Origin of the sequence: Holdemania filiformis (assembly GCF_003459085.1) — a bacterium.
Lineage (GTDB): Bacteria > Bacillota_I > Bacilli_A > Erysipelotrichales > Erysipelotrichaceae > Holdemania > Holdemania filiformis.
In genome coordinates this window covers 17586-42744 of sequence record NZ_QRUP01000001.1, presented here as the reverse complement: position 1 = coordinate 42744, position 25159 = coordinate 17586, and the positions used below count along the sequence as shown (strand labels likewise).

25 protein-coding genes are annotated in these 25159 nt (G+C 50.7%); 19 read left to right on the top strand and 6 right to left on the bottom strand.

Annotated features, from left to right (window positions below; all coding sequences use genetic code 11):
- Positions 1-54 precede the first annotated feature (54 nt).
- Entirely contained in the window at positions 55-1383 is a 1329-nt protein-coding gene (locus tag DWY25_RS00195; RefSeq protein WP_117892202.1) for a transporter permease, read from the top strand.
- A gap of 147 nt (positions 1384-1530) precedes the next feature.
- Here DWY25_RS00195 and DWY25_RS00190 read toward each other — a convergent pair whose 3' ends face one another.
- The 4 genes from DWY25_RS00190 to DWY25_RS00175 form a co-directional block, all read right to left on the bottom strand.
- Positions 1531-2271 (bottom strand): CPBP family intramembrane glutamic endopeptidase, encoded by a 741-nt coding sequence (locus DWY25_RS00190; protein ID WP_117892200.1) that lies wholly within the window; start codon positions 2269-2271, stop codon positions 1531-1533.
- Positions 2271-2834, bottom strand: coding sequence for a TetR/AcrR family transcriptional regulator (locus DWY25_RS00185; RefSeq protein ID WP_117892198.1), 564 nt, complete (start codon positions 2832-2834; stop codon positions 2271-2273). Before DWY25_RS00185 ends, DWY25_RS00190 begins: the two co-directional genes overlap by 1 nt.
- Positions 2835-3030: 196 nt before the next feature.
- Positions 3031-3804: a sulfite exporter TauE/SafE family protein gene (locus tag DWY25_RS00180; RefSeq protein ID WP_006060361.1), complete on the bottom strand. Its 774-nt coding sequence runs from the start codon at positions 3802-3804 to the stop codon at positions 3031-3033.
- Positions 3805-3933: 129 nt separating this feature from the next.
- Positions 3934-5277 (bottom strand): citrate synthase, encoded by a 1344-nt coding sequence (locus tag DWY25_RS00175; protein ID WP_117892196.1) that lies wholly within the window; start codon positions 5275-5277, stop codon positions 3934-3936.
- A 138-nt stretch (positions 5278-5415) separates the two neighbouring features.
- Here DWY25_RS00175 and DWY25_RS00170 point away from each other — a divergent pair, with 138 nt between their 5' ends.
- The 12 genes from DWY25_RS00170 to DWY25_RS00115 all read left to right on the top strand — a co-directional run bounded on the left by DWY25_RS00170 (position 5416) and on the right by DWY25_RS00115 (position 18294).
- Entirely contained in the window at positions 5416-7338 is a 1923-nt protein-coding gene (locus tag DWY25_RS00170; protein ID WP_117892194.1) for an aconitate hydratase, read from the top strand.
- Positions 7339-7500: 162 nt separating this feature from the next.
- A complete protein-coding gene (locus DWY25_RS00165; RefSeq protein WP_117892192.1) occupies positions 7501-8832 on the top strand; it encodes an MATE family efflux transporter in 1332 nt (443 codons plus the stop codon).
- A gap of 428 nt (positions 8833-9260) precedes the next feature.
- On the top strand, positions 9261-10190 hold the full coding sequence (locus tag DWY25_RS00160; RefSeq protein WP_117892190.1) for a DUF5131 family protein: 930 nt from the start codon (positions 9261-9263) through the stop codon (positions 10188-10190).
- A gap of 3 nt (positions 10191-10193) precedes the next feature.
- Positions 10194-11018, top strand: coding sequence for a MerR family transcriptional regulator (locus tag DWY25_RS00155; protein ID WP_117892188.1), 825 nt, complete (start codon positions 10194-10196; stop codon positions 11016-11018).
- Positions 11019-11099: 81 nt separating this feature from the next.
- Entirely contained in the window at positions 11100-11576 is a 477-nt protein-coding gene (locus DWY25_RS00150) for an SAM-dependent methyltransferase (RefSeq protein ID WP_117892186.1), read from the top strand.
- A 249-nt stretch (positions 11577-11825) separates the two neighbouring features.
- On the top strand, positions 11826-12833 hold the full coding sequence (locus DWY25_RS00145) for a D-alanyl-D-alanine carboxypeptidase family protein (protein ID WP_117892184.1): 1008 nt from the start codon (positions 11826-11828) through the stop codon (positions 12831-12833).
- Positions 12830-13405: a nucleoside recognition domain-containing protein gene (locus DWY25_RS00140; RefSeq protein WP_006060387.1), complete on the top strand. Its 576-nt coding sequence runs from the start codon at positions 12830-12832 to the stop codon at positions 13403-13405. Before DWY25_RS00145 ends, DWY25_RS00140 begins: the two co-directional genes overlap by 4 nt.
- Positions 13395-13907 carry a nucleoside recognition domain-containing protein gene (locus DWY25_RS00135; protein ID WP_006060388.1) on the top strand — a complete coding sequence of 171 codons (513 nt, stop codon included), beginning with the start codon at positions 13395-13397 and terminating at the stop codon, positions 13905-13907. The genes DWY25_RS00140 and DWY25_RS00135 overlap by 11 nt, the downstream gene beginning before the upstream one ends.
- A 67-nt stretch (positions 13908-13974) precedes the next feature.
- Entirely contained in the window at positions 13975-14709 is a 735-nt protein-coding gene (locus tag DWY25_RS00130; RefSeq protein ID WP_072683363.1) for a pseudouridine synthase, read from the top strand.
- Positions 14709-15389: a YjjG family noncanonical pyrimidine nucleotidase gene (locus DWY25_RS00125; RefSeq protein ID WP_117892182.1), complete on the top strand. Its 681-nt coding sequence runs from the start codon at positions 14709-14711 to the stop codon at positions 15387-15389. The genes DWY25_RS00130 and DWY25_RS00125 overlap by 1 nt, the downstream gene beginning before the upstream one ends.
- A 247-nt stretch (positions 15390-15636) precedes the next feature.
- Entirely contained in the window at positions 15637-16521 is an 885-nt protein-coding gene (locus tag DWY25_RS00120; RefSeq protein ID WP_181981618.1) for a LysR family transcriptional regulator, read from the top strand.
- Between the two features lie 93 nt (positions 16522-16614).
- Positions 16615-18294, top strand: coding sequence for an FAD-dependent oxidoreductase (locus DWY25_RS00115; protein WP_117892178.1), 1680 nt, complete (start codon positions 16615-16617; stop codon positions 18292-18294).
- A 219-nt stretch (positions 18295-18513) separates the two neighbouring features.
- Here the strand turns inward: DWY25_RS00115 and DWY25_RS00110 are convergent, their stop codons facing one another.
- Entirely contained in the window at positions 18514-18813 is a 300-nt protein-coding gene (locus DWY25_RS00110) for a hypothetical protein (protein ID WP_117892176.1), read from the bottom strand.
- Complete coding sequence (locus DWY25_RS00105; RefSeq protein ID WP_117892174.1) at positions 18810-20465, bottom strand: Rqc2 family fibronectin-binding protein; 1656 nt, start codon at positions 20463-20465, stop codon at positions 18810-18812. Before DWY25_RS00105 ends, DWY25_RS00110 begins: the two co-directional genes overlap by 4 nt.
- Before the next feature lie 137 nt (positions 20466-20602).
- On the opposite strand from DWY25_RS00105, the gene gmk reads away from it, so the two are divergent.
- The 6 genes from gmk (at position 20603) to DWY25_RS00075 (ending at position 25105) form a co-directional block, all read left to right on the top strand.
- Entirely contained in the window at positions 20603-21166 is a 564-nt protein-coding gene (gmk, locus tag DWY25_RS00100; RefSeq protein WP_117892172.1) for a guanylate kinase, read from the top strand.
- A gap of 587 nt (positions 21167-21753) precedes the next feature.
- Positions 21754-22344 carry a hypothetical protein gene (locus DWY25_RS00095; RefSeq protein WP_117892170.1) on the top strand — a complete coding sequence of 197 codons (591 nt, stop codon included), beginning with the start codon at positions 21754-21756 and terminating at the stop codon, positions 22342-22344.
- Between the two features lie 89 nt (positions 22345-22433).
- Entirely contained in the window at positions 22434-22628 is a 195-nt protein-coding gene (locus DWY25_RS17820; RefSeq protein WP_117892167.1) for a hypothetical protein, read from the top strand.
- 225 nt (positions 22629-22853) lie between these two features.
- The gene (locus DWY25_RS00085) at positions 22854-23597 is read left to right on the top strand and encodes a sugar isomerase domain-containing protein (protein WP_117892164.1); all 744 of its coding nucleotides are present in this window, start codon (positions 22854-22856) and stop codon (positions 23595-23597) included.
- Between the two features lie 11 nt (positions 23598-23608).
- Positions 23609-24358: a sugar isomerase domain-containing protein gene (locus DWY25_RS00080; RefSeq protein ID WP_117892162.1), complete on the top strand. Its 750-nt coding sequence runs from the start codon at positions 23609-23611 to the stop codon at positions 24356-24358.
- 24 nt (positions 24359-24382) lie between these two features.
- Positions 24383-25105 (top strand): sugar isomerase domain-containing protein, encoded by a 723-nt coding sequence (locus DWY25_RS00075; RefSeq protein WP_117892160.1) that lies wholly within the window; start codon positions 24383-24385, stop codon positions 25103-25105.
- Positions 25106-25159 lie beyond the last annotated feature (54 nt).

Sequence of the window (25159 nt, the reverse complement as noted above, 5' to 3'; positions counted from 1 at the left end):
GGAAGCTCGTTAAGCGGAATGAAGAATGCTTCTGTATAGAAAGGGGATGGGAAAATGACGAAAAAATATTTTAGATATCTGATGAAGCAATCGCTGCCGCTTTTTCTGATGATTTCAGGGTTTGAGTTGTTGTTTGCGTTTGATTTCATCAACATCGAATCCTTGCCGATGGTTCTTACCGTGATATCGCTGATCATTCCATTTGTGTTTCAGTTCTGGCAGTTTAGACGAAAAGCGGCTTACACTTACGGAGCGCTGCCGATCCGGCGGGAAACGTTGATCCTTGTGCGCTTTGGCGTTATCCTGTTTTTGGTTCTGGTTCCAGCATGCCTCATCCTGTTCGTTGCTGCCGTCAGGGAAAACCTTTCGTTTGTCGCCATGACGGTACTGTTGCTGAATGAGTGCGGCAGTCTGCTTCTGATGACTTCGGTGAATCTCTTCATTCTGAGCTGTTGTCGCTCTGCCGTTGAGGGCATGATCGCACTAGCCGGAGCAATCATGCTGCCGATCGCTATCGTTAACGATGGAACGGAGATTCTGAGCCGGCATCTTTTGTTTGACAATCGTTCATTCATGCCCGAATTCTTCTCGCCATGGCAATATGCTTTTAACAGAATGTCAGAAGATTTTGATTCGCTTTTAACTGCCGGGATTGTCCGGATAAACTTGTATTGGATTGAATTCAGCGTCGTCTTTCTCATCAGCATTGCGGTGCTGTGGCTGACCCTGCGGATCAGTCTGCGGCAGCGAAACGAAGATGTCGGAAGAAACTTTCAATCGAAGCGGGTTCTGCCGGTTTTCTTATTGACGTATTCCTTTTTATTGATGCTGAACTGCACGAGCGACAGATCAGGATATCGAAGCCAGCCGTTTAAAGTGTTGTTGCTCATCGTTATTTATTTCGGCGGGATGATGCTGTGCCGGCAGAGTAAGAAGGTATCGCTGAAGCAAATCCTTGGTTTTCTCGTGTTGGGATTAACCGCCTGGGGAATCAATCGGGGAATTCACACGCTCTGTTATCAAGTTCAAGTTCAGCAAATCGAGAAAATCAGCGAAGTGGATATGATCTACCTGCAGTATGACGAACAGCGTGGAGAAGGGGTGAATCCCGTCTGCCGGGCAGACGTTGAATCTGTTCGCGATTCAGCTGTTTTAGACGAAATTCGTAATGGCATGAGATTAGAACTGGACGAATTTTATCGGAATCATGACTTCAATACGCAAACCCTGGACATTAACGAAACTGCGAAGTCGCTGGACGTCTATGCGCTTGCGGGGAATATGGCGTATCATAAGACGATTTCATTGGAATCCTTGTCCGATGATAAAGTTGTCCAGCTGTTTTATCAGCAGGATCTGCCGGAAGGCTGTCAATCTCGTTGATTGTAAAAATATATAAAAGTTCTAATTTTATAGTATGAGAAGATTCAGATCACTGAACTGACAAACGCGTTTACAAATAAAACAGAGAGTTCATCCCTTCTCAAAGGAATACTCTCTGTTTTTCTACTTTCTCTTGTCATGAAATAATCACAGCCTATCTCTGTTTTCGTCATCAAACTTTTCAGTTTTCTTTATTATCCATAGTGCATACGCAAGGGCAATTATCGATAATAGCGCAGTGGTGATTACGCTTTTTATGAACGAAGAATGATTTACGGAAAAAATACTTAAAGAATTAACGATTCCATGGGTAATGATGCAAGGCCAAAGACTTTTGCCTTTATAAAATAATATCGTAAACAAGAAGCCAATGGCGGTTGCATAACATATTTGCAATAGTGTAGAGATCAACGTTTTGCCATTCAGTAAGTTGATAATATGCCCCATACCGAACGTGATACTTGAAATAAAAATCGCCAGTTTTATATTATCCTTGCACAGGGCTTTAAATAGAAAACCACGAAAGATAATTTCCTCAATAAATCCGACACCAAGCATACTTATAGTAAAGAGAACAGTTTCTAGCATAGAAGTATTCCAGGCAATTCCATTCCATAAATTAACGCTTAGGATGAAAATCAGAGGAATAAAATACAGATAGTCGCTCAATTTTCCTTGAAAAGAACATAATCCGTAATACTCCCAAAGATTCAGCTTTTTAATAAAATATAAAAGAAACACAGTGAAGAGGATGCAAATGGGTGCAGTAATGATCTTTAGGATACCCAGCGAAGCGGAAAGGCTATCGGCTAAGCTGAGGGAAACCACGTAAGCCATGATCAATATCAGAGAAAAATTCAATTCATTTTTCTTATAGAATGGGTACATTAATTTTCTCCTTTCAATGTGTTAATGGCGCCTGCATAGATCAAACTCAAATCAGACAAAACAATTTGCTCGTCATACGCCATTTCGTTATTCGCAAACATACTGGCATATCCATGCGCCAATAAAAATAAGGAGCGAAAAATAATCTTTGCCTGTTCGGGATTAACCGCCGATTCTTCGCACAATATCGAAAGAATCGGCTGGAGTTCCTCTGCGTTAATCAGCTCAGTCATGTTTTTACCTGAAAATTCATTGGATTGAAACAGAAAACGAAACAGATTTTTTTCCTTTACCGCAAATTGAATATAATTCAAACCAATGTCTTTCATTGGATTATCGCTGTGAATATTCATGAGATAAGCGGAATGATAGGCATCGGCTTTGTCATACACAGCACTTTTCAATTCTTCTATGGTTTTGAAATGGTACATAACCGGCTGCGTGGAACAATTTAATTTATTTGATACAGTACGGGCGTTCACAGTTTCGATGCCGGTGTTTCTGATGATTTCAAAGGCTGCGTCAATAATCATGGATCGCGTAATTTTTGGCTTTGGCGGCATGGGCAAGATCTTCTTGTTATAACTTATGTTATATAACGAAAATTATAATTTAAAAAGCGAAGCTTGTCAATCGACTCCAAACAAAGCTGAATCTCTTTGCTCATCCTATGTTGGATGGCTGACTCCTGACGTAGCCCTTAACGCATTTAACCAATAAAAAAACTTCGTATGGGAAACGAAGTTTCTAAATTTAATATCAGCCAAGATATTTGATCGCCAACATGAATACGCCCAGAATAAACAGGACGACGCCAGTGACCTGATTGAGCTTTTTCGGTTCCGCCTTGTTGGCGAAGCGCGCGGCGATCATCGCGCCCAGATAGGTGAAGAAGACGCTGCTGATCAACGGGAACCACTGGATCGTGCCGCTGATCGCAAAATGACTGAGAGCGCCGGTTAAGGCGGTGAACGTCATGATGAACACGCTGGTGCCGACCGCCGTTTTTAAATCGTAGCCCAGCACACTGACTAAGACCAGCAGCATCATCATGCCGCCGCCGGCACCGATAAAGCCGCAGATCAGACCGATCAGGACGCCGCAGGCCAGCGATAACAGCGCTTTCTGTTTCGCGGTGCGGGTCTGATTTTTGGAGCTGGCGCTCATGACCGGCTTGACGATAAAGCGGATGCCGAGGATCATCGTGATCCAGACGGAGAAGCTGCCCAGCGTCGTCTGCGGCACCAGCGAGCCCAGCCAGCTGCCGACCATCGTAAAGATCACCGTCGAGATCATCATGATCAAACCGTTGCGGATGTCCAGATTCTTGTGTTTGTAATAAGTGAAGGCCGAAACAGCCGAGGCCAGCACGTCGGAGGCCAGCGAGATCCCGACGGCTTCATAAGCGTTGAAGCCCAGCAAGGTCACCAGCATTGGCGTGATAACCGCGGCCGCCGACAAGCCTGCCAGTCCGGTCGCAATGCCCGCGCCTAATCCCGCAATCATCGTGACAATCAAAATAGTCAAATTCATAGATTCAGCTCCTTTAAATGGTTTATTTGTAAACTATTTATAAATTATAAAGAACGGAGAAGGAATGTCAAGAGAAAATGTCTGTGATTGTTGACAAAGGCGATAATTTGTCAAAAAAACCGCTGAAGTTCAGCGGTTTTGACGTTGCGCAAGCGGGATATAATCAGCTAAGTCGCCGACGTATTTGCCGGCGGGGCGCACGATCTTGTCGCAATACAGCTTGTTTTCAATGTTGTGGGCAAGCCAGCCAACCATCCGGCTGGCGGCAAACAAGGGCGAGTAACAATCTTCCGGGATGTCCAGCATGGAATAGACCAGCCCGCTGTAAAAGTCGATGTTGCTGCTGACATGAATTCCTTTGCGGCGCAAGATGACCTGCTTTGCCAATTCTTCAGTGCGGCGGTAGAACTGATATAAGCGGGAAAGGTTTTTCTCCTGCGCCAGAATTTCAATCTGCGCTTTTAAGATTTCGCTGCGCGGGTCGGAAAGGGTATAGACGGCATGGCCCATGCCATAGATCAAACCTTTGCCGTCGAAGAACTGTTTATCCATGATCTGTTCTAAAATCCGGGTGATCTGTGCGTCGCTGGCGTCCAGCCCCAGCTGATTCAGCATCGCGTCCATCATCCGCCGGGCGGAGATGTTCGCTCCGCCATGGCGCGGACCCTTCAGCGAGCCTACGGAAGCCGCCATCGCGGAATAGATATCCGTACCGGTGGAAGCGACGACGATATTGGTAAATGTGGAATTGTTGCCGGAGCCATGATCGGCGTGCAGCACCATCATCAGATCCAGAATCTTTGCTTCCTGCGGGGTGAACTGTTGATCGGGTCTTAATAAGGACAGGATGTTCTCCGCGATCGACAGCTCAGGCTTCACCGGATGGACGATCAGGCTCTTGTTCTCAAAGAAATGCGCTTTCGCAGCCATCGAGTAGCACAGGATCGCCGGCATTTTCGCCAGGATCGACAACCCCTGGTCCAGCGTGTTGGCAACCGAGATATCGTCAGCCAAAGGATCCTCTCCATACAACATCAACAAGGCCTTCTGGATCTGGTTCATCACGTTCATGCTTGGATAACGCAGGATGTTGGTCGCCAGAAAGCCCTCCGGCAGCGTGTAGCGCCCGCGCAGTTCAGCGGTAAACAGATCCAGCTCCGACCGGCTTGGCAGATGGCCGAATAAAATCAGAAAGCATGTTTCCTCATAACCGCAGATCTGATCTTGATCGAGATTCCGGCACAGCTGGGTGATCGGAATTCCCCGGTAGTACAGCTCACCGCGATCGTCCACCTTTTTCCCGTCGACCAGCTTGTAGCCGACGACGTCCGCGATCCGGGTCAGACCGATCAAGACACCGGTGCCGTCTTCATTGCGAAGACCTTTCTTTACATCATATTTTGTGTATAATTCATTGTCGATTTTATTTTCCGGGATCGATTCCTGGAAGATCTTCTGCAGCTGACTGTTCATGATTTCACCTCAATGGTTCTAGTTTACTACAAAAATGAAAGAAATGACACAAAAAAGAAAACAATTTACTTTTCTGTGTAAAGACTTTCGAAAGCGGAAACGAGCTGATATAATAAAGTCTATGAAAGAAGGGGTTGGATGAAGACACTGGCGGAAAAAATTTTAGCGGCGCATTGCGTGGCGGGTGAGCTGAAGGCGGGCATGCCGATCGAAATCAAGATTGATCAGACGCTGACGCAGGATGCGACGGGGACGATGGCTTATTTACAATTTGAGGCGATGGGATGCGAGCGGGTCAAGACGGAATGCTCAGTGAGCTATGTCGATCACAATACGCTGCAGAACGGCTTTGAAAATGCCGACGATCATCAATATCTGCGCACGGTCGCGGATCGTTACGGCATTCTGTTCTCCCGGCCGGGCAACGGGATCTGCCATCAGGTGCAGTTGGAGCGGTTTGACAAACCAGGCAAGACGCTGCTGGGTTCGGATTCCCATACGCCGACCGCCGGGGCGATGGGGATGATCGCGATCGGTGCGGGCGGACTGGACGTGGCCTGCGCGATGGCGGGCATGCCGTTTTCCTTAACGATGCCGAAGATCGTCAACGTGCGGCTGATCCACCGGCTGCCGCATGGCGTCGGGGCGAAGGATATCATCCTGAAGGTTCTGTCGCTGATGAGCGTCAAAGGCGGCGTCGGCAAGATTCTGGAATATACCGGCGAAGGGCTTCTTGATTTAAGCGTACCGGAGCGCAGTACGATCTGCAACATGGGCGCGGAGCTGGGCGCGACGACGTCGCTGTTTCCCAGCGATGAGAATACCCGTGAGTTTTTAACCAAGCAGGGCCGTGCCGCTGACTTTCTTGAACTGAAGCCCGATGCGGACGCTGTGTATGATGAAGTGATCGAAATTGACTGCGCCGCGCTGAAACCGCTGGTCGCTTGTCCGCATTCCCCGGATTTAGTCAAGCCGGTCGAGGAGCTGGCAGGGTTGAAGGTCGATCAGGTCGCGATCGGTTCCTGTACGAATTCCTCGTTTACCGATTTGCTGGAGGTGGCCCGGATTCTCAAAGGCAAGACCGTTCATCCGGAAGTTTCACTGGTGATTTCCTTCGGCTCCAAGCAGGTGCTGCGGATGCTCAGCCGTTGCGGAGCGCTGGATGATCTGATCGCGGCGGGCGCGCGGGTGCTGGAAGCGACGTGCGGACCGTGTATTGGAATGGGACAGAGTCCGCAGTCGAACGGCGTTTCGCTGCGCACGTTCAACCGCAACTTCTATGGCCGCAGCGGCACGATGAGCGCGGGGATTTATCTTGTTTCCCCAGCGACCGCGGCTGCCAGCGCGATCGCCGGGGTTCTGTGCAGCGCGGAAACGATCGACTATGCCAAGCCGGAGATGCCGGACGCTTATCTGATCGATGACACAATGCTGATCCAGCCCAGCTGCGATCCGGCGGTAGAAATAAAACGCGGCCCGAACATCAAGCCATACCCGGCCAAGGCCCCGTTAGCGGAAACGATTGAAGCGCAGGTCATGATCAAGGTCGGGGACAACATCACAACTGATCACATCATGCCGGCCGGAGCCAAGATTTTGCCGTACCGCAGCAACATTGAAAAGATCAGCGAGTTCTGTTACAGTCAGATCGATCCGCAATTCCACGACCGCTGCCTGCAGTATGGGGGCGGGTGGATTATCGCCGGGGAGAACTACGGGCAGGGCAGCTCGCGCGAACATGCCGCGCTGGCGCCGATGTATCTGAAAATCCAGGCGGTAATCGCCAAGAGCTATGCCCGGATTCACCGTCAGAATTTGATCAACGCCGGAATTGTGCCGCTGGTCTTTGAGCAGCCGGATGACTACGAGCGAATAGCGATGCTCGATACGCTGGCGCTGGACTGCGGTAAGCTGGCGGAAGGCCAGCCGCTGACGATCACGGACGCGAAGGGCTTCTCCTTCACGGTCCAGCATCATTGCACTGCGCGGGAGCTGGAAATTCTGCGGGCCGGCGGTCTGCTGAACCTGATTAAAAGCAAAAACCAGAAAACTGAAGCATAACCTGAAAGCTGACTTATGTCAGCTTTCTTGATGTTTATCGCCACTTTACAGCGCATACTGGTGGTTTTATCGAGGGACCGCGCTTATTAACAGAAAAACAAAATTGAACTTCCCGATAAGAAAGCGTATAATCAGACAAGTTCAGGGAAATGGGGGAAGACAATGTTTACCAATCAAAAGTTAAAACAGCTGATTATTCCGCTGGTGATTGAACAGATCCTGGCGGTGTTGGTCGGCATGGCGGACATCATGATGGTCAGCAGCGTTTCCGAAGCCGCGGTTTCGGGCGTTTCGCTGGTCGATTCGATCAGCATTCTGATCATCAATATCTTTGCGGCGCTGGCCACCGGGGGCGCGGTCGTCGCGGCGCAGTATCTCGGCCGGCGGGAAGAAGAACAGGCGTGCTTCTCGGCGAAACAGCTGATCCTGTGCACGACGGCGATTTCCGCGGTGATCATGGTGATGTTTCTGATTTTTGGCCGGCAGCTGATCGCGCTGATCTTCGGCAAGGTGGATCCGGAGGTGCTTGCCAGCGCGCAGACTTACCTGTTTATCACGTCGATGTCCTATCCGTTTATCGCGCTGTATAATTCCTGTGCGGCGTTATACCGGGCGATGGGCAATTCCCGGATTTCGATGGTGACGTCGCTGATCATGAATTCACTCAATATCGTCGGCAATGCGATCCTGATTTATGGTTTAGGCATGGGCGTGGAAGGCGCGGCGATCCCGACGCTGATTTCGCGGATCGTCTGCGCGGTGCTGATCGTCGTGATGCTCCGGCACCGGCAGGATCAGATTCGGCTGGATTCGTATTTCCATCTGGGCTTTGACTGGACGATGATCAAACGGATCTTACAGATCGGCATCCCGAACGGATTAGAAAACGGCATGTTCCAGATCGGCAAGATTCTGGTGCAGAGCTTAGTTGCGATGTTCGGCACCGCTTCGATCGCGGCCAATGCCGTCGCCAACAACTTCGCGTCGATGGAAGTCATTCCCGCTGCGGCCATCGGTCTGGGCTTGGTCACGGTGGTCGGCCAGTGCGTCGGCGCCGGGAAGATCGAGGAAGCACGATATTATACGAAGAAGCTGATGAAATGGGCATATATGGCTTCGATCGCTTTGAACGTCTGCATTCTGCTGGGAGCGAATGTCTTACTGAAGCTGTATAACCTGTCGCCGGAAACGCTGGATATCGCGTTTAAACTGTTGTTTATCCATGGCTTCTTCGTGATGGTGATCTGGCCGGTTTCCTTCACGCTGCCCAATGCGCTGCGGGCAGCCAACGATGCCCGGTTTACAATGAGCGTTTCGATCGCGTCGATGTGGATCTGCCGGATCGGTCTGAGCTATGTGTTCGGGCTGGTTTTCGAGCTGGGCGTCGTCGGCGTCTGGCTGGCGATGATCTGCGACTGGTTTGTGCGCTCCGCTTTCTTTGCGGTTCGCTTCCGCGGCGACCGCTGGACCCGCCGTCGGCTGATCGAAGGCTGAAGCCGGTTACCCAAGCATTAAAGTTGGAACACAAAGCTGTAACAGGAGGGCTTGCGTTATAAAGCGCAGTATAGAAGTAGGTTGAAGAAACCGGAACAAGCCGATGAAGACCCGTCGTTCTTCACAACCAGGCAACCGGGGCATAGAATAGGTTTCCTTTATGAAGGAGGGATCGTTATGCCACAATGCAATCCCGGCTGATCGCAATCCGCAGCAGCAATCTGGCGTTTACGATGGGCGCGCGAGGTGGCTTGATCGAACGGGTTCATCAATATCAAGGTGAAATAGAAGAATTCTGATCTGGCGCAGAATTCTTTTCTTTTTCTGCGGACCGTTTTTTCCTTCTGAATCATTCTGAAAAAAAGCTTGAAAATAATTCAACGTTTCGCTACAATGAAGAAAACGGTAAAAAGAAGGGGGAGATCCCGATGCATGATATCTGGAATCCATGGCATGGCTGTACGAAGATCAGCGAAGGCTGCGAGCATTGTTATATGTATTTTCTGGATCACCAGCGGGGCCAGGACGGAGCACAGATCCGGCGGGTTGCAGGGGGGTTCAACATGCCCGTAAAAAAAGACCGGCGCGGATATTATAAGATCCAGAGCGGCGAGCGGGTGCGCGTATGCATGAACTCTGATTTTTTCCTGGCCGAGGCGGATCCGTGGCGGGATGAAGCCTGGCAGATCATGAAAAAACGTTCAGACGTCATCTTTTTCCTGCTGACAAAACGTCCTGAGCGTGTGGCGGCGTGTCTTCCGGCGGATTGGGGAACGAGTTGGGAAAATATCTTCTTTAATGTGACCGTGGAGAATCAAAAACGAGCGGAATCGCGGATGGACTGGCTGTTGAAGCTGCCATTTCAACATAAAGGGGTGATGTGCGCACCCTTGATCGGTCCTGTCGACTTGTCGCCGTGGTTAGCCAGCGGCCAGATTGAACAGGTGATCTGCGGCGGGGAAAACTACGATGGCGCGCGGCCCTGCGATTATCGCTGGGTTCAGGATCTGGGGGCGCAATGCCGCCGGGCCGGAGTGACTTTTAATTTCATTGAAACCGGTTCGGTTTTTGTCAAAGACGGAAAAACGTATCCTTTGCCGTCCAAGCGTCTGCAAAGTGAAATGGCGTGGAAATCCGGGCTCAGCTTCCGCGGCCGGCCGCAGATCTTTCATCTGGAAGACGAGTATGGTCCGATCCCACCTGAACGGCTGTATCAGCCTTATTTTGGACCGCATTGCCAGCGCTGCGGCGGACAGCTGACCTGCAACGGCTGTACGCGCTGCGGACGCTGTGAGAAAAAGCAGGCAACGTCAGGACACTCATCGCGGCTTGATCCGTCTGCCGGAAAGAAGGACTGACGGATGTTAAAAATCGGCGAATTTTCCAAACTGACGCAGATCTCGATCCGCATGCTTCGCTACTATGATGAAACAGGCTTGTTAAAGCCTGCGGCAATCGATCCGCAGACGGGCTACCGGCTTTATTCCTCAGATCAGCTGACACGGTTAAACCAGATCCTGACGCTGCGCGACTGCGGCTTTACGATCAGCGAGATCAGCGCGATGATGGGTTCGCAGAGTCTTTTACCAGCACTGATTGAAGCAAAACAAAAGGAAATCCGGCAGATCATCGCGGCGGAACAGATCAAGCTCAAACGGCTGGAAAGTCTGAAACAGCGGCAAAATCAGGGCCATTTTGCGGATCCGGTTCAGATTGTGATCAAAGCTGTACCCGCTTGTCATGTTTTGTCCTTACGCCGCGTCATCCCCGATTATTATGCCGAAGGCGCGCTGTGGCAGGCAATGGCAGCCTTTGTCCAAACCGAACGGTTGACGGCAGTCGGCCAGGCATTTTCAATCTTTCATGATGAAGCGTATCAGGAGAAGAACGTTGACGTTGAACTGTGCCTTCCGGTGAAGCAAAGCGGAAAGAATCAGGGGGATTTTCGCTTCCGCGACGTTGAAGGCCGGGCGGCGATGGCCAGCACGTTTGTCTGCGGGCCGTTTTCAGAGATCGCCGGAGCCTATCGGGCGTTTGTTTGTTGGCTGGAAGAAAACGGAACCCATCTCGATGGTCCCGATCGTCAAATCGTACACCGCGGTCCCTGGAATGAAACGGATCCGCGGCAATATCTGACCGAGATCCAGATCCCGGTCCGCAAAGAAGCTGAAGTTCCTCTTGGTTAACAAACAGGAGGAATTTTTTTCGCTTGACTCTCACAGCGTGTCAGGGTTTATCGTGAAATTACACGAAAGGAAGGTAGAACAATGACAACCTATGAAGTAAACACGATCGGCATCATCCGCTGCAGTGAGGAAGGCTTTTTCCTCTGCCTGGACAAACGCTTCATTCCCGCGCTGGAGGGGTTGGACGGCTTCAGCCACCTGCAGGTGCTGTGGTGGTTCAGCGATTTTGACAGCGCTCCGTACAGAACGGTGCTCCAGACAGAACAACCGTACAAAAACGCGCCGGAACGGATGGGGATCTTCGCGACCCGTTCACCGATCCGGCCCAATCCGATCGGTTTGACCGCCGTAGAAATTCTGGACCTCGACAAAACGGAAGGCATCGTGCGGATCGCCTATATCGATGCCCATGACAACACGCCGATCCTGGATCTCAAACCGTACACGCCAAGCTTTGACCGCCTGGAAGCGCCACGGGTGCCGGACTGGTGCCGGCACTGGCCGATGAGCCTGGAACAATCCGGCGAGTTTAACTGGGAAGATGAATTTAATTTTTAAGCAAGATCGCGGACAGAAAAGCATGGCCGTCTAAGCAAGAAACTGCCTGACCGGCAGTTTTTTTGATCAGAAAAAAACGGTGGGGAGAATCCGTCGCTAAGCTGGCTGAAATGGATTGAGCGCTGAATCTTTAATAAGTCCAATCCGAATTTAGAAAAGAACCGCCATCGAACAATTTCAACCCCGGTGAAAAAGACCTGATTCTTGATCGGCGGGCTGGAACATACACTGTCAAACAGGAGGCGCTGTATGAAAAAGATTGCGGTATTTTTTCTGACGCTGATGTTGTTCTGGACGCCGCTGCACGCGGACGGTTCGTATATTGTGATCAGCGGCAACGACGGCAATGTCCTGGAAGCTGAAAATGAACACGAAGTTCGCTCGATCGCCTCGATCTCAAAAATCATGACCGCGGTGGTCGCGCTGGAAAACGGGGATTACATCGACCAGTGGATTATCGGCGACGAAGTGACGAATGTGACAGGCAGTATGATCTGGATTCAGAAAGGGCAGCAGGTTTCGATGCGCTCGCTGCTTTACGGCATGATGTTAAAGAGCGGCAACGATGCGGCGGTTGCGATCGCCCACCGGGTCGGGGGCGGATCGGTTGAAAAATTCATTCAGATGATGAATGAAAAAGCGGCGGCGCTGGGGATGAAGGATACGGAGTTTCATAATCCCAACGGCATGGACGTTGAGGAGGAAGGCAATTATTCCACGGCCTATGATATGGCGCTTCTGATGCAGTACGCGATGACGCTGCCGCAGTTTCGGGAGATCGTTGCGACGCAGTTCTACACAAGTGAATGGGGCTCGCGCTGGAAAAATTCCAACAAGCTGCTGAGCAATTTTGAATTCTGTACCGGCGGCAAGACCGGTTTCACCAACAAGGCCGGAGAAACGCTGGTCACCGCCGCGCAGAATGGCGAGCTGGAATACATCGTCGTGACGCTGGCCGTGCCGGACCGCTGGACGTTTCACGAACAAAAGTATCGGAAAGCGATGGAAATGTGCGAGCTGATCACGCTGCAGCCGGCCGGTCCAATTGAACAGGAGGGCTATATCGCCCAGCTGGACAAGCCGTTTGAAGTGGTCGTTAAAAAGGAAGAAGCGGGACAGGGACAGTACACGATGACGCTCGATAAAAGTAAAAATGAGCTGACGCTGTGCTGGACCGATCCTTCACACACGGTGGTCAAGACACTCCCGGCTGTTAAGCCGCCGCGGAAGTTCTGTTTCTGGAGGTGGTGCGTATGAATCTGATCTGGATCCTGTTGATTCTGGCTTCGCTGGCGTATGGTCTGTTGACCGGATCCGTCAGTTCTGTGAATCAGGTAATTGTCAATGTTGGGCGCGAGACGCTCGAGCTGGCGCTGCCGTTGGTGGCGGCGACCTGTTTCTGGAGTGGAATTCTCAATATCGCGCGGGAGGTTGGTCTGCTGAATATGCTGCAAAAGCTGTTGTCTCCTTTGCTGCGGTTTCTGTTTCCGGATCTGCGCGACGATCCGGAAGCGCTGGGCTACATTGCCGCCAACATTACGATTAATGTGTTTGGATTAGGCTCGGCGGCGACACCCAGCGGCCTTAAGGCGATGGAGTGCATGCAGCGGCACAATCCGGATAAGAAAACCGCCAGCCGCGCAATGGTTACGTTTTTAGTCCTGAACACCGCCGGGGTGACCATCTTGTCAACAACGATCGTTTCACTGCGTGCGCAGTTCGGTGCGCTGAATCCGACCGATTTCATGCCGCTGGCAATCATTGCGACCAGCTGCGCGTCGATCGGCGGCCTGGCGCTGGATCGGTGGGTGAATTATCGTGGAAAGTAGCCTGTATATCCTGCCGATCTTAATCCTTTTAATCTTCGCGTTCGCCTTGCTGCGGAAGTTCAATGCCTATGATGCGTTTGTCAGTGGTGCAAAAGAGGGCCTGTCGTTGTTTGTCACGCTGTTTCCAAGCTTACTGGCGATGATGTTCGCGGTGTCGCTGCTGCGGGAAAGCGGGCTGTTTACCGTGATGGCGCAGCAGCTGGGCAAAGTGTTTCCTGCGATTCCTTCGGATATCTTCGCGCTGGCCTTCTTCCGCCCGATCTCCGGCAGCGCGTCGCTGGCAATTCTCGTCGATATCTTGAAAACGCTGGGACCGGATTCGCTGGCTGGAAAAATGGCAAGCGTCATTCAGGGCTCGACGGATACGACGCTCTATGTCATTACGCTCTATTTCTCCTCGGTGGGAGTGAAGAAAATCAAAAATTCGCTGCCGATCGGTTTGTTCGCGGACGTGATCGGCATTGGCGTGGGTATCTGGCTGACGCTGCAATTCCTTGTTTAACGCCGATTTCTCTGTTCTTTCCCGGTCTTGTCTGGTAAAATAAGAAGGCAAAGGATGGAGATAAACGATGGATCGATTACAAAAAATTATTGCGGCCAGCGGTCTGACCTCCCGGCGCAAGGCGGAAGAATGGATTCTGCAGGGACGCGTCAAGGTCGACGGACAGGTCGTAACGGAGCTGGGTGTAAAACCGCGCAAAGGGGCTTTGATCGAAGTCGACGGCAAAGCGATCGCGCGTGAAGATAAAGTCTATTATGTCATGAACAAACCGAAGAAGGTGCTGTGTACGCTCAATGACGAGCATGACCGGCGGACGGTTGTGGATTTGATGACGGATGTGCCGCAGCGGGTGTTCCCGGTCGGCCGGCTGGACTACGACACGACCGGCGTGCTGATCATGACGAACGACGGAGAATTCGCGAATGAAATTATTCATCCCCGCTATCACATCGCTAAGGTGTACGAGGTGACGATCAACGGGATTTTGAAAACGGAAGAAATCAAACAGCTGGAACAGGGCGTCGTGCTGGACGATGGAATCAAGACGCTGCCGGCGAAGCTGTGGGTGACGAACAAGGATTTCGCGCATGAACAGACGATGTTTGAATTGACGATTCAGGAAGGCCGCAACCGTCAGATCAAGCGGATGCTGGAAGTCTTCGGCTACGAGGTCCGCCGGCTGCACCGGCGCTCGTTGGGTCCGATCACGGTCCGCGGCTTGAATCCTGGCGAATATCGGCTGATGAAACCGTTTGAGGTTAAGCAGCTGCGCCGGCTGGCGAATGAGGGACGGCTGAAATAATGCGGTACAGTACATTATTGTGGGATCTGGACGGCACGCTGTATGATTTTGAAAAAAATCAGGAGCGGTCGCTGCGGCGGGTTTTGGAGGAATTCGGCGTAGACGCCAGCGAAGAAAATGTGGCGTGTTATCTGCGGATCAATCATCAGCTGTGGTCGGATTACGAGCAGGGGCTGATCGGCAAGCAGGTGATCGAGGATACCCGCTTTCAGCGGACGTTTGACGAACTGGGCATTGCCGCTGATGGTCTGGCGGCCTCCCGGGCTTACCGCAAACTGCTGATGCAGGGCTACGATCTGCTTGCGGGCGCGCGTGAAATCATGGAAGCGCTGCAGGGAAAAGTGGAAATGGACGTCGTCACCAACGGCGACGGTCCGACCCAGCGGCAGCGGTTAGCGGGCGCGGACATGGCGAAGTATTTTACGCATCTGTTCATTTCCGATGAGCTGGGCGTCCAGAAGCCGCAGGCGGAATTCTTTGCGCCCGTGCTGCAGACCATCGCGGAAAAGGATCCGCGGCAGATTCTGGTGATCGGCGACTCGTTAAGCTCGGATATCGCCGGCGGTCAGGCGGCGGGACTGGATACTTGTTGGTTCAATCCGAAGCACCTGCCGCTGACGTTAAAACAACAGCCGACTTGGCAGATTGACGCTCTGGATCAGCTGTTGGAAATCTTATAACGATAAAAAGAGAGTTAACAACGGACTTTGTGTCTGGCTCAAGCCGGCAGAAGTTCGTTGTTTTTATGTGAAAATAGGACTTTATTAATCCGGACTTGACCCGGTTCAAGAAATTAGGTAAAGTTTTTAAGGCATTAAGCTGAATCATAAGCGGAAAGAAAGAGGCGTGTTGAAGCCGGCGGATATTCGATGTGCCTGATAATTTTACGTATAATGATAAAAAAACTAACAGATGGAGGATGGAAACATGGAAATCCAACAGTTGAAATACTTTGTCAGCGCCGTTGAATACGGCAGTATCGTCAAGGCGTCGCAAGCGTTGTTCATCACCCGGCAGACGATCAGCGCCGCGCTGACCCAGCTGGAAAATGAACTGGGCTTCAGTCTTTTAGAAAGGGGAAAGAACGGTGTTGAACTGACGAGCGAAGGCCGGCTGTTTTACGACCGGATTGCCCGGCAGTTTGACGAATTTAAACAAATTGAAAAGGAAATGCGGGAGTTTTCAAGTCAGTACCGGCTGCCGATCAAATTGGGGATCGTCAACTGGGCGGATCAGCGGGAAGTCGCCATACTTGAAAAGTGGATTCAGGAACATCCCGAAGTTCAGGCGGAAATTCTGTTTCTGAGCGGGAAGCAAAGCAATGCGATGCTGGAACAGGGACAGCTGCATTTCTGTTTGACGACAATGCCGAGCGAGGCCAATCTGAACTTTACGAGCGAGCAGGTCGCGGAATATCCGCTGATGCTTGCCGTACACAAAGCCAATCCTTTAGCGCAGAGGACCGTCGTCACCGCGCAGGATTTTCATACTCAGACGATTCTGACGACAACGCTGGGCTATGGCAAGCTGGAGTATACGGGTCAGAAATGGATGCCGTTTGAGGTTGAGCAGCGCCAGATCTGTACGGAAGATCCCATCTATCTATACTCGTTGTTAGCGACAAACCAGGGGGTCATGGCCTGTCATGGCCAGAATACGCTGCTGAACCAGATGCGGGATATCCGTCTGATTCCTTTTTCCGATGGTTTTACCTTCCCTTATTTTTTGCGGACATCTTCCGCGACGATGCGGAAACGGCAATACGACGAGGTGGCCCGGGAACTGATCCGCTACCTGAAACAAAATTTATGAACTGATAAATTTGGATGACGGAAGCTGATTGTTTTTGCTTCTGTTTCTTTTTTGTTTCGCTTGATAAAATATTATCAAAAAGGAGAGAAAGAAATGAAAGAATATTCACGCAGAGATTTTATCAAAGGCGCTGCGGCCGGCGCTGTTGGATTAGCCGGCTTATCGCTTATCGGCGGATGCAGCACGGCGCCCGCTTCTTCCCCGCAAGACAAAGAACTGACCTGGGACCAGGAAACAGATGTCATCGTCGTCGGGACAGGAACGGTGATTACCGCCGCGATCGCGGCCTGTGAAATGGGGGTTGCGTCGATTACCGTGTTGGAGAAGGATGAAAACATCTTCGGCGGCACTTCAATTACCTCGGGAGGCGGGTATGCACTGCCAGGATTCCTGAATGATTTTAAGGAAGAGAATAACGGCGACAGCCGTGAGAAATGTCTGTCCTACATGCAGGCAGTCGGCGAGGACCGGATGAGCCTGACGGTCATGGAATCATTTGTCGATCACGCCCAGGAATACTGCGACTGGACGAAGCAGACGCTGGGCTGGTCGCGTTTTATTCATTCCGGCGCGCATAATGATTATTATGACCGCTACCCTGACAGCATCGTCGTCGGCCGCGGCTCTGCATTCCCGCTGGACGCGGACAATCAGATGATGATGGCCGGCGCGCAATGGAAGCAATATCGCGAATATGTTGAAACGCATGATCAAATTCAGCTGATGATGGGAACTGCGGCCGAGGAGCTGATCGCCGATGAGAACCACAAAGTGATCGGCTTGGTGGCCCGGCAAGGCGAAAAAACGCTGCGGATCAAAGCGAACAAGGGTGTGATTTTAGGCACCGGCGGTTTTGATTATAATGAAGCAATGCGCCGGAATCATCTGTCCTTTCCGCTGTATCGTTCCTGTTCCAGTCCTAATAACACTGGCGACGGCCAGAAGATGGGGGCTCGTCTGGGGGCACAGCTGGCACTGATGGACCGCTATCTGGGCGTGCCGTTTATTTATGACAATCCGGTGTGGAACAAAGGCGACGACCGCAATTACGGAATTATGGCGACCTCCGCGCTGGCGGATTGGGCGTGCTATCTGAAATTTCCGCATGCCATCTGCGTCAATGCCAAGGGAGAACGCTTTGCGGATGAAAGCCGTGAATATGATGTGTTCAGCCGGGCTTTCAGCGCCTATGACACCGGAACGCTGAACTTTGCGAATATTCCGGGTTATTTCATTTGCGATGCGGATTATACGTCGCAGTTTAAATTGCCAGGCGGAGCGACGGTTGACGCGCTGCCGGATTATATCACACGCTATGATACGCTGGAAGCACTGGCTGAAGGAATGGGCATTGACAAGGAAGGCCTGTTAAAACAAGTTGAAGCGTTTAACGGGTATGTGGACGCGGGCGTTGATCCGCAATGGCATCGCGGCGAAAGTGAAAACGCGCTGCGAACGCTGCAGTCGAATACTTATGTAGCGCTGCCGGAAGCGGATTTCTCCCAGTTTACGACCTTAACGGCAACCCTGGGTAAAATTGAAAAGGCGCCGTTCTACTGCTGCCGGTATGTGCCGGGAACCTGCGGAACGCGCGGCGGTTTATTGACGGACGGCAACGCGCAGGTGCTGGATCAGGATAACAATGTAATCGAAGGCTTATATGCCGCAGGCACCTGTTCGACCGGTGTAGCCGGCTATTGGGCTGGGGGTGCCTGCATTTCGCAGGGCTGCGTCATGGCCTATGTAGCGGCGAAACATTTGGCGGGAAAGTAATCGATTTTCGGTTTGCCGAGAAGCAGCGTTGAGAGCGGGAAACTCCTGAAAATGAAGAATCCCGATTCTGAAAGAAGGACCAGGGATCTGAAAGCTTAATTAAAGACAGATTGCATAAACAGAACAAAAAAAGAAGACTTTGGCAGAGAGCGAAACCTCTGAGAAGTCTTCTTTTTGATCAGCGAGATCCCGGCAGAACATTGAAATCCCCCAGTCAAGCTACAGTATGTCCTTTTTAGGCGGGAGCCGGAAGGACAGAAACAGCTTGCCCAGGATCTGATCCCATCCCTGATTCTCCGGTTCGATGATCCGCAGCTCCGTTTCAGAACGCAGATGATCGACGATCAGCACGGTATTTTCCGGTTGATTTTCAACCTGTAAAAGCAGCACCGTCACCTGGGGACTGACCTCAGCCTGACTTAACAGCGTGCCGCGGATGCAGCCCCAGCGCAGCTCATATTTCAATTTCTTAACGATCTCCAGATAGGGCAGGGTTAAGCAGTAGCGCGTCGTTTTCATGCGTTTTCTTTCAACAGATCGTCGATCACGGCTTCTTCCGGATCGATATAGATCGTTTTGTAACTGGTCAGCGAGACGAAGCCCGGTTTTGCGCCGGGGACCCGCTTGAGATTGCGGATCGGGCAATAGTTGACCGGGACGCTGCTGGAATAGCGGCCTTTGGAGTAATAGGCAGCGACCATTGCGGCCAGCCGCAGCGTTTCTTCGTCAGGCTGTTCGCAATCCAGGACGACATGCGAGCCGTGGAAATCCTTAGCGTGGAACCACAGGTCGTTTTTGCGCGCCAGCTTGAACGTCAGCGCCTCGTTCTGAAGGTTATTCTTACCGAAATATAACGTGACGCCGTTCGCCAGGCGGATCGCCGTGATCGCCGGCAGGGCCTTCGCCTTTTTGCGGTTGCGGCGGATTTTTGACTGGATCGGCTTCATGTAGCCTAACGCCGCCAGCTCCTCGTGGATTTCGCGGGCGTCTTCAAAGTTGGCCAGCTCCAGCTGCTGCTCAAGGCCCTCGAAATATTCGATCTCTTTCTCGCACAGGTCGATTTGTTCCAACAGATGCTCCTGACCCTTTTTTCCTTTGTTGTATTTCTGAAAACACTTCTTTGCATTGCCGCGTCCGTCGAAGCGGACATCCAGATCGATTGTGACCTGCCTGCTCTGATCGAAGGTGGTCAAGGTTGCCGCCGGCGTGCCCTTGGGAATATTTTGCCCATACGCATATAACAGATCGCCGTATTCCCGCCACTTTTCACAATCCAGCGCTTCCTGCATCGCGTCGAGCAGCTTCGGCAGCTTCTGGCGGTAATGCTTGAGCTGCTTGCGGACAAACTTGAACAGATCGCCGGTCATCTGCCGGATGCGGTCTTTTTCTTCCTTATGATAATACAGGACGTCCATGCCCTCCATCAGCGGGTATGCCTTGGCCGGCTGTTCATACTGGGTCAGCGGAATCAGATGAAACTGCGTTTCCTTGGGCGTGTTGGTGATAAACAGCGTGTCGCTGCTTTCGATCTGAGCCATGATCTCCGGGAAGGTTTCGCCCCGGCGCATCCGTGCTTCGACCTCCCGTCCAAGCAGCGGAGAGAAGCCGTCAAACTGCTGGTGCAGCGGCTGTTGCGGATCGACGGTCTGCGCTGTGAACGGATCTTGCTTCACCGCTTGTTCCGGCAGCGTGAACTGCGCGCCCGGCTGGATCGTGCGCTTGGTGTTTTCAAACGGCGGAATCCGCTTGAGCGCGTCGAGAATCCGGTTGTCTTCATCGACGAGGATGACGTTGGCATATTTGCCCATCAATTCAACGTAGAGCTTGCGGAAGACCTTATCGCCGATTTCATTACGCAGCGAAACCTCCATCACCAGCCAGCGATCCAGTCCGCCTTGTTGGACGGACAAAATTAAGCCACCCTCCAGATGCTTGCGCAGAAGCATGACGAAATGCGACGGCTCCTCCGGGGTCGGATAACTGCGGTCGGTGAGATTGATGCGGTTGTATTGTGAATGACAGGAAATCAGTAAATTCTTTTTCTCGCGCTGGGTGCGCAGGTGAAACAACAGCTCCGTATTGGAGATCTGATGGATTTTATTGATTTTGCAGGGAAGTATTTCCTGAAACTGCCGGCACAGTGCGTGCAGCAGGAGTCCGTCTAAAGCCATGGTGATCAACCTTTCCAAAATGTGTTCCTATTATACCATGATTCTGATAAAACCCCAAACCGGACCGGCCGTGGAATTCGTTGACAATCGCCGGGAAGCTTTGTATTATTAAACCAGGACAAAAGGAGGAAGGAAGCATGAAAAAGGGGTTGCTGATCGTGCTGAGCGGACCGAGCGGAGTCGGAAAGGGGACGATTCTGAAGGAGTTCGTGAATGATCCGGAATTAAACCTGGCGTATTCGGTTTCCATGACGACCCGCAAAATGCGTCCGGGGGAAGTTGAAGGCGTAAATTATAACTTTGTCGACCGGCCGGCCTTTGAACAGGCGATCCGCGACGGCGAACTGCTGGAATATGCGGAATTTGTCGGAAATTATTATGGCACGCCGCTGAAAAACGTCGAAAAGCTGCGTGCCGAGGGGAAGAACGTGCTGCTGGAAATCGAAGTGCAGGGCTGCCAGCAGGTCATGGAGAAATGTCCGGATGCGCTGACGATTTTCATTATCCCGCCGAGCATGGAAGAGTTGGAAAAGCGGATCCGCGGGCGGGGAACCGAGCCGGAGGAGATCGTGCAGCAACGCTTGAGCAAGGCGAACCGGGAGATGGAACTGGTCGATCAGTACAAGTTCATCGTCTGCAACGAAGATCCGAAGCTGGCGGCGTCGATCATTTCTTTAATTATAAAACGACATATGGAATAGAGGAGAGTGCGGAGTATTGAAATTCGCACTTTTTTCGTGGATTGCCGCGCTGAGGAAGGAATGTTAAAATACTATTGTAAGCGATACAATTGCGGGTGAGTGATTTTGATGTATCCATTCCAATTAGATATAAATATGTAATTTCTACCTCTGTCAGATTGTTCATTTTATGACTTGAAAAAAGCGGGAATTGAGACAGTGACGCAATTACTGGAATTGACTATCAGGGAATGCGCCATGATGTTCCTTAGATGCTTGTTTCTGTACGAATAGATTTATGAAATGGATCAAATCGCGTGGGGATGAAAGCGGAGGTTCTAAAACTGCGGCACAGAAACAAATCGAAAATCAAACATGTTGATGTTTCTGATTTACTTTGCACATGACAGAACCGATTTCCACGTTTAAGGAGTCGTTAAACACTAAAGACAAGCAAATCCAAATGTTAAATGATGGATTATCTGATATAACCTCTGCTTTGGCAGCGGTACAACAGACTGCAGCTGCAGCGCGGGCTTTGCATGCCGGCACGATTCAGCGGCGAATCAAATATAAAGAAAGGCTCGACTAGGGGCGGAAAGGGAAAAATGAAAAAAAATCTATTTTTATTCTTATTAATTTTGTTGTTAGTCGGATGTTCAGTCAATCGAGAAGAATTAGCGTCTTCTTCCTCTGACCCAGAGCCAACAATTAGCAGTACCCCCATCCCGAGCGTGGATCAAAAGGAACCATCTTTTTTAGATTATCCGGACACAGTTTTTGCTTATGTGTGTCATCAGTGGAAAGAAAAAGAAATTGATAATCGCTTTAATTTGCCGGAAGGAGAATCTGCTTTTTTAAGAGACAGCCTCGTTTTTAACTTGTTTCCTTTAAACAATGATTACGCGAGAATTCACATTACAAGTCGTATAGAAACAGAATATTCTGAATGGCTGGATGGAAAATATCAGTCATTAGGTGATCATATTTATAAATTCTCTGTGAAATATGCTAGCCCTAAGAGTTATGGATATGATGGTCCTGAATCCTACAATGACTTTGTTACTGAAGGGGAAGCGTTCTCAGGTTATTTTGTGATTGAAGAAAATACATTGTACTACTTAGGAGATTCCGAAGATTTCTCAAATTATCAAAATTATCCTGCTTGTGAATTTTATTACTCTATAAAAAATGAATAGCGGAATTCCGAGGTTGCTGCAAAGTATAAATGAAAAAGAACGAGAAAAGATGAAATTATGTTATATTTCAAATCTTGTCTTTGGAGAAGATGCTGAATCAGATAAAACGAGCTAAAACGAAGGCACGGCCACTTCAGTTAGCGGAGAAAGCAACAACGTTGGTCAGCAGCATTGACATGAAGATCCTGGTCAAAATAAGCGATCAGGAGCTTGAATTGCTAAGAAGCCAATTGATGAATCTGATCGAAAAAGCAGATAAAATAAAGCGATTGTTGGAAGAATAAGCGTTTCTTTCATCAGCGGTGCAAGAAGAATCGGAATCAAGGTTCTTCTTTTATTTTGACCGCCGGTCCATGCAAATTATTTATTCTATAAGTAATCTGACAATTTGATTAAATTATCCAAAAACATCGTGAAAGCGGTTGACACTGAAAGCGAAAATAGCTATCATAAAGTCAGCGTAAAGGGTCATTCGCGGGAGTGATTCTGCGTGAAAGGGAGGTTTCAGTATGGCTGAAGCAAAAGAGTTTTTCTCAGCCGCTAAGCACGCTCTGGAAGAGGTTAAAAACACTCAGAGAGAGGCGGTTTACGAAGCGGCGAAAATGATGGGCGACTGCATGCTGGAAAACGGTCTTGTCCAGCTGTTCGGTTTAGGACACGGATTGGCGTTTTCCATGGAACTGGGGTATCGTGCCGGCGGATTGATGCCGTTCCACCAGATCAAAATGGAGGATTTGCTGCTGCGCGGCGTCGTTTCTCCGGAAGAAGCGAACCAGCCTGATTTCAACGACCGCACGGATTTAGCGGATAAATTATGGAACATGTATAACATTGACGATCATGACATGTTCATCCTGATTTCCAATCCGGCGAACAACGGCGTGATTGTTGAATTCGCCAAGAAAATCAAGGAAAAGGGCCGCAAGCTGATCGTGGTGACTTCGAAAGCGGAAGCGGAAGCTTCGGTTTCACGTCATTCGTCCGGCAAAAAGCTGACAGATTATGCTGATCTGATTCTGGATAACTGCGCGCCGAGCCCGGATATGGTGGTCACGCTGGAAAACGGCCAGAAGATCAACCAGGTGTCGACGGTCACCGGCAACGTGATCGCGCAGATGCTGTGTGCTGAAACGTATCGTTATCTGACTGGACTGGGGCATGACTGCCCGGTTCTGCTGAGCGCCAATGTCAAGGGTGCCGATGTCCATAACCGCGAAATCTCAGACGTGTATCTGGGACGCTGGAATTCCTAGGAGGTGCGCTCATGAGAGAAATTAATATGGATTTATTCTATGAAGAAATGATGAAGGTTGTCGATGTTCTGGAAGGCAAGGAAATGGACAACATCCGCAAGGCTTCCGAGGTTTGCGCTGAAACGATCGCTCAAGGCGGCGTCGTGCATGTCTTCGGTTCTGGTCATTCCGTGGGCTTCGGGATGGAATTAGCCGGCCGGCCGGGATCGTTAGTGCCGTTCCATACGATCGTCACCAGCGATTTCGTTCTGCATGGTAAGGTTTCGTTAGCGGAATTCAAGGATCCGGACAACATTTTTGAACGTCGTGCGGATATTGCGGACCGGCTGTACGATTTATACGACATTCGCCCGCAGGACAGCTTTATCATTATATCCAACTCCGGGATTAACGGCGTTGTCATCGACTTTGCGATCAAGGCAAAGCAGGAAGGTCATAAGGTCATCGTCGTGACCAGCTGGCAGCATACCAGCGCGGAAGCCAGTCGTCATCCAAGCGGCAAGAAGCTTTACGAGATGGGCGACGTGGTCATCGACAACTGCGGGCCGCAGGGCGACGCGTTGATTGAAACGGGTAAAATCGAAAAGATCTGTTCGATTTCCTCAATCACCGGTGCGTTTATCGCCCAGTCGATCACGACTGAAACCTGCCGTCTGTTAAGCGAGAGAGGCGTGGAGCTGCCGCTGCTGCTGAGCGAAGACAGCGAAGAAAACCGCAAGCATAACGCAGAATTAAGGCAGAAATACGCAGGTCGTATTTAATAAAGGAAAAGGGAGGTACTAAAAATGTACAATTTTGAATACATGAACAAGGTCGAAGAACTGCTGCACAAAGTGGATGACGCCAACAAGGAAAAAATTCAGGAATTGGCTCTCAAGTTCGCCGACAACATCAAGAACAATCACATCATCCATGTCTTTGGCACAGGTCATTCGCACATGATCGGCATCGAGCTGTTCTGCCGTGCCGGCGGACTGGGCAACGTCAACGCCATTCTGGATCCGGATGCACTGACGAACTTTGGCGCTCGCCGCAGCGGTGCAATGGAAAAGGTTTCCGGCCTGGCAGACGTTATCTTCGATCAGTACAAGATTGACAAGGACGACATCATGATCATCATTTCTAACTCCGGTCGTAACGCGGTTCCGGTTGAAATGGCCATGCGCTGCCAGAAGGAAGGCGTCTACACGATCGCGCTGACAAACCTGCATCAGTCACAGAACACGACCAGCCGTCATCCAAGCGGCAAGCGTCTGTTCGAATGCGTTGACTGCATTCTGGACAACTGCGTACCTGACGGCGACGCGCTGATGAATGTCGGCGGCGTAGCGACGGGCCCGGGCAGCACGATTTCCAGCATCTTCGTTCTGGATACAATCGTAAACGAAGCGTTAAAGATCCTGGCGGCAGAAGGCTGCGAACTGCCTGTTTTCCAGAGTCAGAACGTCGACGGTTTCAACAACGATGCGATCTACGCGAAGTACGAAGACCGCGTAAAACATTTCTAAGCAATAAGTTAAGGAACTCCGCGGAGTTCCTTTCTTTTTGGTTAGTTTCAGTGA